Below are 14135 nucleotides of genomic sequence, written 5' to 3' on the forward strand. Positions count from 1 at the left end.
TTACCTCCGACCAGCGCTCGCACATTGGCCGGCGTCGCGTTGGGCGTGAAGGCATAGAGTCTTTTCTGAGGGAGATCGCGGATACGGGGGGCGAACCTGTAGCCGAGCAAGGCGCAGGCGGCGAACACATGATCGGTGAAGCCGCCCGTGTCGGCAAAATGCTGGCGAACGCGGCGGCCCGCGTCATTCATGAGCAGCCCGTCCAGGATATAGGGAGCCTCGCTGACCGTTGCCGGGATCACCTGGGTTGCGAACGGCGCATATTGATCGGACACATGGCTGTATCCCTTGAGGCCCGGGACGTTGCCATATTTCGCGTTGATCAGATTCATCGCCTCGCCCTGCTCGGTAGCAAGGAAGAACTGCCCGTCGCTGGATGCCGATTGCCCTTGTCCCCAGAAGGCGGCCATGGGCAGGGCGGCGTGGGCCTCCACGATCATGGCGAGCGCCCGATCATAGGCGCTGCCTTCGACATGCCAGCGCGCGATCCGCAGCAATTCCCAGAAGCTGTGCGTGTTGGTCGCCGCCGCCATCTTGCGCAAACCGAGATTGACGCCTTCCGCCAGCAACACGTTCATCAGGCCGATCCGGTCGCTGCAGGGCGCGCCGGTGCGCAGATGCGTGAACGCCTCGGAAAATCCGGTTCGCTCATCGACTTCCAGCAACAGATCGGTGATCCTCGCGGGCGGGAGCTGTTGATAGAGATCGAGCACGAGATCCTCGGCCCCTTCGGGCGTGTCGGCCCTCAGCTTGTCGATGTGCAGCTTGCCGTTCTCGATGATGCCGCCTGGGATCGTGCCGGTTCGCGCCGCGCGGCCAAACTCCTTCAGCCGTGTATCCAGTCGAGCCCTGCGCTCGGCCAGCCATTCGCCGGGTCGCAGCGGCACGGCGAGCCGCGCGGTCTGCTCTATCGCCTGTGGCGGGACCAGAAGCTGCTTGAGGTCGCCATAGCGGCGCGATCCCGCCAACCATATGTCACCGGACCGGAAGGCGTCGCGGATGTGGAACAGCACCGCGATTTCCCAAAGCCGGTGGTCGCCGCTGGGCTCAGCGCAAAGATGACGATGCCATTTCGAGTTGGGACGTAGAAAATCCACCGGCGGATCGACCTTGATCCCGTTACGCAGCATCGCAACGGCCGCCAGAAGAGGCGTGGCGATCGGCGCCGCCTGCATGTCGAGCAGGCGCAGCATCCTGGGCGCGTAGAGGCGGAAACGGTGATAGCCGTCCAGCACACGGCTGAGCGGGTCGGCCGCGAGCACGTTGGTCAGCGCGGAGGCCGTGGCGACAAGGGTTCTGAACCGTTCCCAGCCAGGCCCGGTGGCGATTATCCCGTCCAGGGCCGTGCCATCGTCCTGCGCTCCAAGCAAAGCACCACCGATTTCGGCAAAGGACTTCAGCGTGTCCCGAACGGCCGCCTTTTCGTCGGCGATCCTGGTGTTGCAAAGGCGTTCGGAGGCCCGATAGAGACGGCCTACGATGCGATCGTGGGTCTCCACGATGACATCGGCCAGCGATGACCGCCATTCCAGGGTGCAGACAGCGAGGATCGCAAGCCGCCTGTCTTCGGGCAGATCACGCATGCCGTCGGCGTAATAGCGCTCGCCCTGCCGGCGAAGCCGGGTCACACGATGCGCCGGCACGCCGTCCAGCAAATCCGCCGGAAGATCGAACCTTTGAAGATATTCCAGTCGATCCATCAGCCGGTTAGCGGCTGCTGAATTTGCGCCAACCTCGAACTGTCGCAGCCATACGAAGCGCGTGACGCGACCATCCACCGTATCCTCCAACAGGTGAGCCAAATTCTCGCTCAGGGTTGGCGTGATGCGATGGGCGATAAGATCCTCGATCCGGCGCTCGGCCTCAACCAGCGCATCGGCGCAAAGGCGCTCGATCGTCGAGGAGCCGGGAAGGATCGTGCGGGTGCGGCGACACTCCGCAACGAAGCGACGGGCAAGATCCTCATTCGATGTCGCCGCCTCGGCTTCCCGAGCGATCCATTCGCGCAAATCCCGTGCGCCCCGCCCCGAAAAGGAGCGATAGCCGTAGATTCGGCGAAGGTCCGCCAGATGCTCGTGCCGGGTCTCCTCGCGCGCGGCATAGAGGAGTAGATCGTCGCTGGTCAGGCCGAGCTGGGCCGCGATGAAATCCGATACCTGCGCCGGGATCAACTCGCCAGGAGCGAGCACCCGGCCCGGGTAGCGCAGGACGCACAGTTGCAGCGCGAAGCCAAAACGATTGTGGGCGCGCCGGCGCTGGCGGATATGCCCGAGATCCTCATCGCTGAGGGTATAGTGCCGCAGCAGCTCACCTTGATCGACCGGCAAGTGAAGCAGCGCCTCGCGCTGTCGATCGGTCAGGGTCACGCGACGCGGCATACATGCTCCTTATTCTTTCCGAGCTACGGTTTGAGATAGCTTGATTGAGATGCTGGTTAAGATACACAATAGCCCAATCTTATGTGCTCATGTTCGTCACCGCCTCAAACCTTCGTTTGTGATCCATGCTGATCGGCTACGCCCGCGTGTCCAAAGCCGACGGCTCGCAGTCGCTCGACCTGCAGCACGATGCCCTTCGCGCTGCCGGTGTCGAGCCAGGCAATATCTATGATGATCGTGCATCCGGTAGCCGTGATGATCGCCCCGGTCTTGCCGCCTGCCTGAAATCGTTGCGCGACGGCGATGTCCTCATCGTTTGGAAGCTCGACCGGCTCGGCCGAACGCTCACCCACCTGGTCAGCACGGTGCAGAATCTGTCGGATCGCGGTATCGGTCTGCGGGTGCTCACCGGCAAGGGCGCGCAGATCGACACCACGACGCCATCGGGCCGGATGGTGTTCGGCATTTTTGCCACACTGGCGGAGTTTGAGCGGGATATGATCCGCGAGCGCACCATGGCTGGCCTGGCCGCTGCCCGCGCGCGGGGACGCAAGGGTGGCCGCAAGTTCGCCCTCTCCAAGGCCCAGGTGCGGCTCGCTCAGGCTGCTATGGCCCAACGCGACACGTCCGTTTCCGACCTCTGCAAGGAACTCGGGATCGAGCGCGTCACTCTCTACCGCTATGTCGGTCCCAACGGGGAACTCCGGGATTACGGTCAGCGCGTGCTTGCTGCCAAAACGCGATGATGATGACGGGAGCCCCGATCAAACTTACCCAAGCGGACGCCGCAGACGTTGCAGACCTGTACAACCGTTGCAGCGACTATTTCCTGTTGCAGGACGGGGCCGCGCCCACGCTGGACGATGCTCGCGAGCTTTTCTCCGATGTGCCGCCCGAAAAGAGCGCCCACAATCAAGCTGTCCTGGGATGGAAGGGGCCTGGCGGCCTATATGCAATCGCGGCCATCCTCCGCGATTATCCGCGTGATGGCACATGGTATCTCGGCTTCATGATCGTAGATGCCGCACAGCGTGGTCGTGGCGTCGGACGCTCAATTTACTCGACGGTCGAAAGCTGGGCCGCTGCGAGAGGTGCCACAGAGATTCGGTTGGCCGTGCTGGAAGCGAATGAAGCGGCAGAGCGATTTTGGCGTTCTCTCGGCTTCATTGAGTATCGGCGCGTTGGGCCAGACACCTTCAAAATGCGTAGCCATCGCCGGATAGAACTGAGCCGTCGCCTTTCTGGCGCGACCGTAGAAGGCAGCAACAAGTAAGATCTCGCGCCGGCTATCTGGGCGAGCTTGGCGTAGGATTCCGCCCCCTCCCGCAAACGCCCCCTTTCAGGGAAGGGGGCTTGAGATCGCCTTGATGGCCTTCAATCCCGTTCCAAAACGAGCGATCGCGTCCCTGTTTCTCTCCAGCTCGCCATAGGGCAGATAGGCGAAGTCGAGATCGGCAATACGGCTGAAAGCCGGGCGACGGAGTTGCGCGCGAACGTCCTGCTCGCGCGCATTCGGTGCGACCAGGAATAGCCCGGCGGCAGCGTGCAGATCGCTCCCCGACAGCGCCAGATCGAGCATGCGCACGATCCCCGAGTAGATCGAGGTCGAATGTTCAACCTCGAACGCGGCGGCGACGCCGTCGCCACCCTTCGCCAGCCACAACACGTCGATGAGGCGGATCGAGTCCGCTCCGGGAGAGGTCGCAATGGCGTCTGGAAGGCGCTCGAGGCATCCCTGTCCAAGCGGGCAGCCAGCGTGAAGTCGACCGCGGTCATTGGCGGCGATCCACACATCGTAACCGAGGGCATGGCCGAGGTCGCGCAGCCAGGCCTGGATTTCGGCGTGCGTGCGATCGGTTTCGCCCTGCGCGGCGGCTGTCTTGTCGAGCCGGCTTGCCTCCGCTCTGGCATGTTCCAATCTGCCGAGCCAGTCGTCGGCCGCCGTTGCGTCATCCTCCAGCGGTGGCGCGGGATAGCGGCCCGAGCCAATGTCGAACAACAGTCCGCCGATCGCGCCGAGATCGTTGGAGAGCAACTCGCGGTAACGGTCGTTGAGGTCGAGGATGCCGGCGCGCATGGCGAGAAAATGATCCCATGACCCGAGCTTCACCTTGGCGCCGGTGACGGCATTGTAGCCCTTGACGATCGCGGTATTGAAGGGCGGCACCAGCGTCGGGTGAAGGAAATAGAGCAGGTTGGCCGCCGCCGGCCCCAGCCCCTTGATCTTGAGCGCGTCTATGCTGCGGATGTGGCTGATGATCTCCTCGGCGGTATCGCAGCACGAGCAATTGTCGAGCAGGCGACCGAACGCCCGCTGGTTGTCCGGGCTTTCGTAGATGTCTGGAATGCGCAGCTTGGGCTTCCACAGCCAGGCATGGTCGGCGCCCTTGAAGATCTGCCGCTGTTCGGCGATCGAGTGGACAACCGTTTCCAGTGACGAGCCGCGATAGGCGACGCCGAACCGCCCACTTTCGATTTCTGCGACCACCTGCTGCAGCCCGCGACGGATGGAGCGGAAGTTTTTCAGCCGTTCGTCCCACAGAAACCAGGAGCGATAGGTGGCGCCGGGATCGTCTCGCCAACGACGGACAAGCTCGCTCACGAGATCATGATGTGTCGCGGGTAACAAGGTCATACTGGCTGGGTCATCTAAACTGGGCTCCTTGCCGTTCAGGCTATCGCGAGCAAGGGCGGCTTGCACGTTCAATGTGCGATCCGCGAAGCGTGCTCAAATTGTCGGTGATCGCGCAGGGAAACGCCGCTGGCATTGGGCGTTGCCGGTCGCAACCGTCGACCGGGCGCACAGCCAGGCAGACGGCCGGCACGGGCGTCGCCGCCCGGGAGCGGCGCCGCAACCAGCTTTTTCCGGTCGAACTTAGCGGATCACTGCTTTGCGATCGCGGTGACCTCGCCATCGCTGCCCTTGAGCGAGAGGTCGAAATCGACCTTGTCGCCGACCTTGACCGCATCGGTGATCGACGGCGCGGCCTTGAACGCCATCGTCATCGCGGGCCACTTGGCCTCCGGGATCGGACCATGATCGAGCGTGATCGTGCCTGCCGCCTTGTCGATCGCGGTGACGGTGCCATGGCCCTTGGCCTTGATCGCGGCGTTCGCGTCAGGCGCCATCGACATGTTGCCCATGTCGCCGCTCATGGTCGCGGCGGGCGCCGCCTCGTTGGTCTCAGTCGCAACGGGGGCCTCCGCCTTCTTGCCGCACGCGGCAGTCAGGGCGGCGAGGCCGAGGGCAATGGTCAGTCGTGCATGGTTCATCGTCTTCTCCTTCATGATGAAACGGGTTGAGGGATGGGATCGGTCTTGGGCCGGCGCAACAGCAGGTAGGCGGCGGGCAGGACGAACATTGAGAGCAAGGGCGCGGTCAGCATGCCGCCGATCATCGGCGCGGCAATCCGGCTCATGACCTCCGAACCCGCGCCTGATCCCAGCAGGATCGGCAGCAGGCCGGCCAGGATCACCGCCACCGTCATCGCCTTGGGACGGACGCGCAGCAGCGCGCCTTCGCGCACGGCGGCCTCGACCTCGGCAGCGTCCGGATGTGCGCCGCGCTCGGCCAGCGCGTTCTTGAGATAGATCAGCATCACCACCCCGAACTCGGCGGAGACGCCGGCGAGCGCGATGAACCCGACCCCGGTGGCGATCGACTGGTTGAACCCCAGCAGATAAAGCGTCCAGATGCCGCCGGTCAGCGCAAACGGCAGCGTCCCCATGATCAGCGCCGCCTCGTCGAAGCGGCCGAAGATGAGGTAGAGCAGCACGAAGATGATCAGCAGCGTCGCGGGCACGACCAGCTTCAAGCGGTCGACCGCGCGCTCGAGATATTCGAACTGGCCAGAGTAAGCGATGCTGACCCCAGGCGAGAGCCTGACCTGTTTCGCCACCGCACGCTGCAGATCGCCGACCACCGAGGCAAGATCGCGCCCGCGCACATCGACGTAGACCCAGGTCGAAGGCCGGGCATTCTCGGTCTTGAGCATCGGCGGTCCCTCGGCGATCGAGACGTTTGCCACGGTGCCCAAGGTGATCTGCTGGCCCGCGGGCGTCAGGATCGGTAGCGCCCGCAGCCTTTCGAGGCTGTCGCGCAATTCGCGCGGATAGCGCACGCTGATCGGATAGCGGGCGAGGCCCTCGACCGTCTCGCCGATCGTCTCGCCGCCGATCGCGCCGGAGACGATGGCCTGGACGTCGGCGATGTTGAGCCCGAACCGCGCGGCGGCGGCGCGGTCTATGTCGACATCGACATAGCGTCCGCCGGTCAGCCGCTCGGCGAGCGCCGAGCTGACGCCGGGCACGCTCCTGGCCACGGTCTCGACATCATGCGCGATGCGGTCGAGCTCGGCGAGGTCACTGCCCGACACCTTGACCCCGATCGGGCTCTTGATGCCCGTCGCGAGCATGTCGATGCGGTTGCGGATCGGCGGCACCCAGATATTGGCGAGACCCGGAAGCTTCACCCGGCGATCGAGCTCGTCGACAAGGCGTTCGGGCGTCATGCCCGACCGCCACTGGTCGCGGGGCTTGAATTGGATCGTCGTCTCGAACATTTCGAGCGGCGCGGGATCGGTCGCGGTCTCGGCGCGGCCGGCCTTGCCGAACACGCTTTCGACTTCGGGCACGGTCTTGATCAGGCGGTCGGTCTGCTGGAGCAGCTCACTCGCCTTGGCGGCCGAGAGGCCCGGCAGCGCCGAGGGCATGTAGAGCAGGTCGCCCTCGTCGAGATTGGGCATGAACTCGCCGCCGAGCCGGCTGAGCGGCCAGGCCGTGGTGGCGAACACCAGAGCCGCGATCAGCAGCACTGCCTTGGGCCGCTTCATCGTCCAGTCGATCGCGGGCCGGTAGATATTGGTGAGCCAGCGATTGACCGGATTGGCCTGCTCGGCCGGAATGCGGCCCCGGATCAGCCAGCCCATCAGGATCGGCACCAGGGTCACCGACAGGATCGCGGCCGCGCCCATCGCATAGGTCTTGGTGAAGGCGAGCGGCGCGAACAGCCGGCCTTCCTGCGCCTCCAGGGTGAAGACCGGAATGAACGACAGCGTGATGATCAGCAGGCTGAAGAACAGCGCCGGCCCGACCTCGGCCGCCGCCTCGGTGACGACGATCCAGCGCATCTCGCCATCGAGATGTCTGTCCGGGTGATCCTGCTCCCAGCGTTCGATCCTCTTGTGGGCGTTCTCGATCATGACGACCGCCGCATCCACCATCGCGCCGATGGCGATGGCGATGCCGCCCAGCGACATGATGTTGGCGTTCACCCCCTGGAACCGCATTACGACGAACGCGGCCAGCACACCGAGCGGCAAGGTCAGGATCGCGACCAGCGCCGAGCGGACGTGCCAGAGGAACAGGGCGCAGACCAATGCGACGACGATGAACTCCTCGACCAGCTTGCGGGTGAGGTTCTCGACCGCGCGATCGATCAGCTGCGAGCGGTCATAGACCGTGACCACCTCGACGCCCGGCGGCAGGCTTTTCCTGAGATCGGCGAGCTTGTCCTTGACCGCCGCGATGGTCTCACGGGCGTTCTTGCCTGACCGAAGAATAACGACGCCGCCGGCGACCTCGCCTTCGCCGTTCAGTTCGGCGATGCCGCGCCGCATCTCGGGGCCGACCTGGATCGTGGCGACATCGCCGAGCCGGACGGGCACGCCGCCCGCCGCAGTCTTGAGCGGGATTGCCCGGAAATCGTCGAGCGTTTTCAGATAGCCCGAGGCGCGGACCATATATTCGGCCTCGGCCATTTCCAGCACCGAGCCGCCGGCTTCCTGATTGGCTTGGCTGATCGCCTGCACTGCCTGGGCGTGGGTTACGCCGTAGGCCGCGAGCTTCACCGGATCGAGCAGCACCTGGTACTGCTTGACCATGCCGCCGATGCTGGCGACTTCGGCCACGCCGGTCACGGTCTTCAGCTCGTAGCGCAGGAACCAGTCCTGCAACCCGCGAAGCTGCGAGAGATCGTGCCGGCCGGTGCGGTCGACCAGCGCATATTCATAGACCCAGCCGACCCCGGTCGCGTCCGGCCCGAGCGCGCTGCGGGCGCTGGCCGGCAACCGACCCTGGACCTGGTTGAGATATTCGAGCACGCGGCTGCGCGCCCAGTAGAGATCGGTGCCGTCCTCGAAGATCACATAGACGAAGCTGTCGCCGAAGAAGCTATAGCCGCGCACCGTCTTGGCGCCGGGCACCGACAGCATGGTGGTGGTGAGCGGATAGGTGATCTGGTTCTCGACGATCTGCGGCGCCTGACCCGGATAGGAAGTGCGGATCACGACCTGCACGTCGGAAAGATCGGGCAGCGCGTCGATCGGGGTCGAGCGCACCGCCCACAGGCCCGCGCCGACCAGCGCGAGCATGCCGAGCACGACGAAGAAGCGGTTCCTCACCGACCAGCGGATGAGATGGGCGATCACTGGCCCGCCACCTTCGCCATATGCCGCAGCGTCGGTCCCGCCGGGGGCCGGTCGAACCCGAACCGGACCCGGTCACCCGCCTTGAAGCCGCGCGCGATGCCCGGATTGGCGAGCGCGAAGGTCATCGTCATCGCCGGCCAGTCGAGCGCGGGAACGGGCTCGTGGCTGAGCGTCACCGAATTGGCCGTGATCCGCTCGATCTTGCCCGTCGTCTCGTACAGCGTGGCTTTCGACGCCGGCGCGGCGATGGTCGCCGATGCCGCACCGCCGCCGATCGGCCGCGCCTCGATTCCCGACAGGCTCGCCTCGGAATCGATCAGGAACTGCCCCGAGACGACGACGTTCTCGCCGGGCGACAGGCCGGCAAGGATCTCGGTCTCGCCGCCTGCCTCGCGGCCGATGCGGACCTCGGCGGGATGATAGCGCCCGTCGCCTGCGGCCAGCATGACGAGCGTGCGCCTGCCCGTGCGGATCACCGCTTCGCTCGGCACCAGCAGCGCCGGCTTGGCATCGCCGCCAAGCGCGACGCTGGCGAACATGCCCGGCCGCAACCGGCCGTCCCGGTTGGGCAGCTCGATCCGCACGGTGAGCGTGCGGCTGTCGGCCTGCGTGGTCGGCAGGATCGCGATCACCCGGCCGGCGAAGCGCTCGCCGGGGAAGCCCGCCAGCGTGGTGCTGGCATTCTGGCCGACCCGGACATCGCCCGCGCGCGCTTCGGGCACCGCGGCATTGAGCCAGACGGTGCCGAGCCCGCTTACCTGGGCGAGCGTCTGGCCCATGGCGAGCGTCACGCCGGCACGGGCGTCGAGCGTCTGGATCGTGCCCGAGATCGGCGTCGTGATCGTCACCACGCCGTTCGGGCGTCCGCTCCGCTCGACGCTGGCGATGAGGCCGTCGGACATGCCCATCAGCCGCAGTCGCTGGCGCGCGGCCGCGGTGAGGTCGGGCTTGCCGAGCCGCCTGACGCTCAGATATTCGGTCTGCGCGCCGCCCCATTCGGGCAGGAGCAGGTCCGCGATCGGCGCGCCGGCGCGGACCACGTCCCCGGGCGCTCGCGCATAGACGCGGCTCACGAACCCGCCCGAACGCGCCTGGATGACGGCGACGTCGCGCTGGTTGAAGTCGATCGTGCCGGTGACCTCGAGGGCCGAGGCAAGGCTGCCCATCTTCGCCGCGACGACCCGCAATCCCAGGCTCTGCCGCGCGGCGGGATCGACGGCGACCGTGGGGGCCGCGCCGGCGCTTCCTCCGTCCGCGTATCGCGGCACGAGCTGCATATCCATGAAGGGCGACTTGCCGGGCTTGTCGAACTTCTGGTTGGGGAACATCGGATCGTACCAGTAAAGGACTTTGCCTGCCCCGGCGGGCGTGGTCGCCTCCGATTGCGGTGCCTGGCGATGGCCAGCCCAATAGCCTGTGCCGCCGGCCAGCAGCGCGACAGCCAGGATCGATGCGCCCCAGCGCAGCGCGGATTTATCGAGCGTCATGGCCGCTCCTCCCCATAGGTGATAGTGATGCGGACCGCGTCGCGCGCGACGTCGGCTTCGCGGTTGAGCGCCTCGACCTCGGCCTCCGCGAGCCCGAGCGTCGTGAGCAGCGCGGCGCCAAGGTCGAGCTTGCCGGCGCCATAGCTGTCGCGGTCGAGCTCGGCGCGGTGCCTGGCGAGTGGCACCAGCGTCTCGCGGGCATTGCGCAACCGGGAGAGATGCATGGCATGGTCTGCGAGATCGGCGTCGAGCTGCGCCACCAGCTCGCGGCGGATCGCCTCGCGGTCGAACCGACCCCCTTGCGCAAGGCTCTCGCTTGCAGCGATCCTGGGGTTCTGGCGCTTGCCGGCGAACAGCGGCAGGTCGATCGACACGCCGACCGAGGCCATGTCGCCGTACATGGGATCGCGCCGGCCATAGGTGACGCCGACCTTCCAGTCGGGGCGCTTGTCGGCGCGCGCGAGACGCACGTCCGCTTCGGCGACTGCGATCCGCGCGTCCTGCGCGCGCAGGGCGGGAAGCGCATCGATCCCGGCCCGCAGCCGGATCGGATCGACATCGAGCATCGGCGGGTCGCCCGTCGCCTGCGGGTCGGGGTCGCCGGTATAGCGCGCGAGCCGGGCCCGCGCCTGCGCCACCACCGCAGCCATCTCGGCGCGGCGATCGGCGATGGCGGCGCGGAGCTGGTCGGGCTCGAGCGCCTGGCTCGGGCGCGCGCTGCCCGACGCCAGGCGTGCGGTCACGGTCTTCTGCAGGTCGTCGAGGCTGGCATCGAGCAGGTCGAGCTGCCGGAGCCGGCGTTCTCCATAATAGAGATCGACCCAGGCGAGGGCGGTCTCGAGCCGCACGTTGCGGCCTTCGACCAGCTCGCCCGCCTCGGCGATACCGATATCGGCCGCGGCGCGCGCGGCGCGTGCATGGCGCTTGGCGAGATTGGGGAAGGTCTGGCTGAACCCGATCGTCGCCATAGTGAAATCGTCGCGCGTGAAGCTGCCGGCATTGGGGCCGCTCACCGGGAAGTTCTGCAGGCCCAGGTCGAGCGTCGGATCGGGCAGGCGATCGGCCGCGACCGCCGAAGAGCGGGCGCCGGCTGTCGCCGCCGCGCGCGCCTTGAGGCTTGGCGCGTTGGCGGCAGCGAGCCTCACTGCCTGCTCGTAGGTGAGCGGGCCGGCCGACACCGGCACGGCCCAGGCGCTCGCAAGCGTCGCACCGATAGAGAGCAACAGGCGTCGCACAGCGCGCCTCGGCATCATGATCATGGATATCATCCCCTCATGACAGAGGCGGCGCGCCAAGATGTGACGCGCCGCTCCGGAGCGGGTTTAGCCCTTGTCCGACCTGACTGCGCCGCGCATGCAGTCGGCGGCGCTTGCCTGCATCATCGCGCAATCGCAGCTGGCCATGTCCCGGCTGTCGGGCACCCATATGCGGACACGCGCAGGGCCAGTCGCCCGCGGACCATATTGCGGCGCCGACCGCCATTCCCAATGGCCTTGCGGCGTGCGGCTCGCGTCGGTTGCAAGCGCAGGCGCGGCGAGACTGAGGGCCGCCACAAGGGCGGCCGGAAGCAGTTTGATCATCACGAAAACCTTTGACTGAAAAGAAGGAAACCGGGCGCGCACGCATCGATCGATGCGCGCAGCCCGTGCTCGTTCAATCAGGCAAGGCTGGTGGGAGGATCCGGCTCGGGCGCAACCGCCTTGCCGGTCAATATCGTGTCGGTCGTCCAGAAGCTGGGCGCGTCGTAGAGACGCGCAGGCGCAACGCCGCCTGCCAGGTCCGCTGCGACCAGCGGGATCACGCACCCCATCGCGGCGATGCAATCGAGCGTCAGGCCCTTGCAGGGCTTTTCGCTGGGCGCAGGCTGCTGCTTGGCCATCATCGCCATGCAGTCCGCATCCATGCCCTTGGCCAGCGGCGCGCCTGCCGCCTGCGGCACGCTGTGCGCGGCCGCCATCTGGGCTCCGAAGAGACCGGACAGCGCTCCGATGACGAGCAGGAGGGCGAGCAGGCGTTTCACGGGCCTCGATATCTAGCGGGTTTCGCGGGCGCAGCCAACCAAAGTCTCGCGCCGCGCGGATTTTGAAGTGCTGACGGCTGATTCCGTCAACTCCGCGTCAATAAAGATCCGGCCCGGGGAAGAAGATCGGCTGCGGCCTCTACGTATATCGAGGCTGGACCCGGGACCGTAGTCCCAAGCCTGAAGAGACGCTCTTCCCCTCGGCAAAGTCCGGGCGGTGGCTTACCATCCAAGGAGGTGAATATGGTCAGAAAAACTCTCATGGTCGCGCTTGCCGGCATTTCGATGCTTGCTGCCGTCCCCGCTATGGCCCAGGGCATCGGGCACAGCCTGTTCATGCGCGGCTCGATCGTCGACACGGGCAGCAACGGCACGGTCGTCTGCATCGGCAAGGCCGATGGCGCCGAGGTCGGCCAGAAGCTCGAGGTCTATCGCGTCGTGACCCATCCGGGTCCGTCCAAGGGCGTGGCGCCGACCTATCACCGCCAGCTCGTCGGCCATGTGACGATCGACCATATCTTTGACGATCACTTCGCGCACGTGTCCGTCGCCGACGGCACGCCTGCCAGGCACGACATCGTCGAGCTTCGCAAGAACTGACAAGCCGGTGGCCCGGCGGCACGGGCTGCCCTGCGACGCGTCGGGGCAGCGGGCCGCCGGCGACGAGGAGACCGTTCGGGGTCAAAGCGAAACCGCTTGACCCTGGACCATGGTCCAACCGGCATGATCGAGCGGATGACATGGGCAATTTCAAGATCGGCGAACTGGCCGCGGCCGCAGGCGTGGGGCGGGATACGATCCGCTATTATGAGCGGATGGGCCTGCTGCGCGAGCCCGCGCGCACGGCAGCGGGCTACAGGCTCTACGACGCGACCGACCTCGAGCGCGTCAATTTCATCCGCTCGGCGCAGGAGCTTGGTTTCACACTCGAACAGGCCCGGCAGCTGCTGGCACTCAGGGCGTCGGACACCGCGCATGCCCAGGCCGTGCTCGATATCACGCTTGCCAAGATCGCGGACGCCGAAGCCCGGCTCGAGCGCCTGTCGGATATCCGCGACATGCTGCGGATGCTCGCCGACGAATGCCCGGGCGAAGTGCCGGTCTCCGATTGCCCGATCCTCGCCTTCCTGACGGCGCGGCGGAAAGACCAGCAGCATAACAAGAAACATCAGGCAGCGCAGGACGAACGATCACCACGAGCGAAAGGGGTTTTGTCATGAAGAAAATGCGTTTGATCGCCGTCCTCACGCCGGCGCTGCTTCTAGGCGCCTGTGTGACCACGCGGCCGACCTCGGCGCAGGTCGAGAGTTGCCGGGCGATGGAGGGCAATATGGGTCTCCAGACGCCGCATGATCATGGCGAGATGAAGGGGCAGGGGCGCAACCCGATGAACCTCTCGCACGACCGGTGTCTCCGGATTCTGCGCAGCGCGCAATGAGCCGGTCCGGACGCCAGGGATGGCGCCCGGACACAGTTTTCAAGCCAAGGAGCAAAGCCATGATCGACCATGCGAAGAAAGCCCTTCCACTTGTCGGCGGAAGCCTGTTGCTGGCGCTCGCGCTTTCGGGCTGCGACCGCCAGGCCGACCAGACGGTGCCGCCCGCGGCGAACAGCGTCGCCGCCACCCCGGTCCTGACCGACAGCGGCAACGCTGCAGACGCGGCGCCGATGGACGCGATGAGCAACCAGGCCGAGATGGAGCGGCATCACCGTCAGGCGATGGACCATGACGCGATGCGCGCCGGGGCCGGCAACCAGACCGCGCCGGCACCCGATCCCGCGCCGGGCAATGCGGCGATGCCGATGAAGGATATGTAGGCTC

Annotated in this window: 14 protein-coding genes; 6 read left to right on the forward strand and 8 right to left on the reverse strand. The window is 66.3% G+C overall.

Going from position 1 to position 14135, the window contains the following annotated elements; all coding sequences use genetic code 11:
- On the reverse strand, positions 1-2378 hold a 2378-nt coding region (locus tag AC58EF_RS26800; protein WP_497279462.1), incomplete at its 3' end, for a Tn3 family transposase.
- A 125-nt stretch (positions 2379-2503) separates the two neighbouring features.
- On the opposite strand from AC58EF_RS26800, the gene AC58EF_RS26805 reads away from it, so the two are divergent.
- Positions 2504-3124, forward strand: coding sequence for a recombinase family protein (locus tag AC58EF_RS26805; RefSeq protein WP_008832583.1), 621 nt, complete (start codon positions 2504-2506; stop codon positions 3122-3124).
- A gap of 2 nt (positions 3125-3126) precedes the next feature.
- Positions 3127-3651 carry a GNAT family N-acetyltransferase gene (locus AC58EF_RS26810; RefSeq protein WP_011607966.1) on the forward strand — a complete coding sequence of 175 codons (525 nt, stop codon included), beginning with the start codon at positions 3127-3129 and terminating at the stop codon, positions 3649-3651.
- 66 nt (positions 3652-3717) lie between these two features.
- Here AC58EF_RS26810 and AC58EF_RS26815 read toward each other — a convergent pair whose 3' ends face one another.
- From AC58EF_RS26815 to AC58EF_RS26845, 7 genes are all read right to left on the reverse strand, one after another.
- Positions 3718-5013, reverse strand: a complete 1296-nt coding sequence (locus AC58EF_RS26815; RefSeq protein ID WP_013039108.1) for a type II restriction enzyme NmeDI-related protein — start codon at positions 5011-5013, stop codon at positions 3718-3720.
- A 248-nt stretch (positions 5014-5261) separates the two neighbouring features.
- Positions 5262-5666, reverse strand: coding sequence for a copper-binding protein (locus AC58EF_RS26820; RefSeq protein ID WP_007406376.1), 405 nt, complete (start codon positions 5664-5666; stop codon positions 5262-5264).
- Positions 5663-8806, reverse strand: a complete 3144-nt coding sequence (locus tag AC58EF_RS26825) for an efflux RND transporter permease subunit (RefSeq protein WP_007406408.1) — start codon at positions 8804-8806, stop codon at positions 5663-5665. The genes AC58EF_RS26820 and AC58EF_RS26825 overlap by 4 nt, the downstream gene beginning before the upstream one ends.
- Positions 8803-10293 (reverse strand): efflux RND transporter periplasmic adaptor subunit, encoded by a 1491-nt coding sequence (locus AC58EF_RS26830; RefSeq protein WP_007406384.1) that lies wholly within the window; start codon positions 10291-10293, stop codon positions 8803-8805. The genes AC58EF_RS26825 and AC58EF_RS26830 overlap by 4 nt, the downstream gene beginning before the upstream one ends.
- A complete protein-coding gene (locus AC58EF_RS26835) occupies positions 10290-11552 on the reverse strand; it encodes a TolC family protein (RefSeq protein ID WP_013039107.1) in 1263 nt (420 codons plus the stop codon). The genes AC58EF_RS26830 and AC58EF_RS26835 overlap by 4 nt, the downstream gene beginning before the upstream one ends.
- A gap of 63 nt (positions 11553-11615) precedes the next feature.
- Entirely contained in the window at positions 11616-11873 is a 258-nt protein-coding gene (locus AC58EF_RS26840; RefSeq protein WP_007683334.1) for a hypothetical protein, read from the reverse strand.
- A gap of 77 nt (positions 11874-11950) precedes the next feature.
- Positions 11951-12313, reverse strand: coding sequence for a hypothetical protein (locus AC58EF_RS26845; protein ID WP_007406428.1), 363 nt, complete (start codon positions 12311-12313; stop codon positions 11951-11953).
- Between the two features lie 261 nt (positions 12314-12574).
- On the opposite strand from AC58EF_RS26845, the gene AC58EF_RS26850 reads away from it, so the two are divergent.
- From AC58EF_RS26850 to AC58EF_RS26865, 4 genes are all read left to right on the forward strand, one after another.
- Positions 12575-12913, forward strand: a complete 339-nt coding sequence (locus AC58EF_RS26850; protein WP_007406371.1) for a hypothetical protein — start codon at positions 12575-12577, stop codon at positions 12911-12913.
- Positions 12914-13053: 140 nt separating this feature from the next.
- Entirely contained in the window at positions 13054-13533 is a 480-nt protein-coding gene (locus tag AC58EF_RS26855; RefSeq protein WP_007406417.1) for a heavy metal-responsive transcriptional regulator, read from the forward strand.
- Entirely contained in the window at positions 13530-13751 is a 222-nt protein-coding gene (locus AC58EF_RS26860) for a hypothetical protein (protein ID WP_007406426.1), read from the forward strand. Before AC58EF_RS26855 ends, AC58EF_RS26860 begins: the two co-directional genes overlap by 4 nt.
- Before the next feature lie 59 nt (positions 13752-13810).
- Positions 13811-14131: a hypothetical protein gene (locus AC58EF_RS26865; protein ID WP_007406382.1), complete on the forward strand. Its 321-nt coding sequence runs from the start codon at positions 13811-13813 to the stop codon at positions 14129-14131.
- Positions 14132-14135 lie beyond the last annotated feature (4 nt).

This window comes from Sphingobium sp. WR1 (assembly GCF_059693745.1).

Excerpts from the sequence above, each read along its gene's own strand:
- AC58EF_RS26805 (WP_008832583.1), top strand. The coding sequence starts at position 2,504 with ATGCTGATCGGCTACGCCCGCGTGTCCAAAGCCGACGGCTCGCAGTCG.
- AC58EF_RS26810 (WP_011607966.1), top strand. The coding sequence starts at position 3,127 with ATGACGGGAGCCCCGATCAAACTTACCCAAGCGGACGCCGCAGACGTT.
- AC58EF_RS26815 (WP_013039108.1), bottom strand. The coding sequence starts at position 5,013 with ATGACCTTGTTACCCGCGACACATCATGATCTCGTGAGCGAGCTTGTC.
- AC58EF_RS26820 (WP_007406376.1), bottom strand. The coding sequence starts at position 5,666 with ATGAAGGAGAAGACGATGAACCATGCACGACTGACCATTGCCCTCGGC.
- AC58EF_RS26830 (WP_007406384.1), bottom strand. The coding sequence starts at position 10,293 with ATGACGCTCGATAAATCCGCGCTGCGCTGGGGCGCATCGATCCTGGCT.
- AC58EF_RS26835 (WP_013039107.1), bottom strand. The coding sequence starts at position 11,552 with ATGATCATGATGCCGAGGCGCGCTGTGCGACGCCTGTTGCTCTCTATC.
- AC58EF_RS26840 (WP_007683334.1), bottom strand. The coding sequence starts at position 11,873 with ATGATCAAACTGCTTCCGGCCGCCCTTGTGGCGGCCCTCAGTCTCGCC.
- AC58EF_RS26850 (WP_007406371.1), top strand. The coding sequence starts at position 12,575 with ATGGTCGCGCTTGCCGGCATTTCGATGCTTGCTGCCGTCCCCGCTATG.
- AC58EF_RS26855 (WP_007406417.1), top strand. The coding sequence starts at position 13,054 with ATGGGCAATTTCAAGATCGGCGAACTGGCCGCGGCCGCAGGCGTGGGG.
- AC58EF_RS26860 (WP_007406426.1), top strand. The coding sequence starts at position 13,530 with ATGAAGAAAATGCGTTTGATCGCCGTCCTCACGCCGGCGCTGCTTCTA.
- AC58EF_RS26865 (WP_007406382.1), top strand. The coding sequence starts at position 13,811 with ATGATCGACCATGCGAAGAAAGCCCTTCCACTTGTCGGCGGAAGCCTG.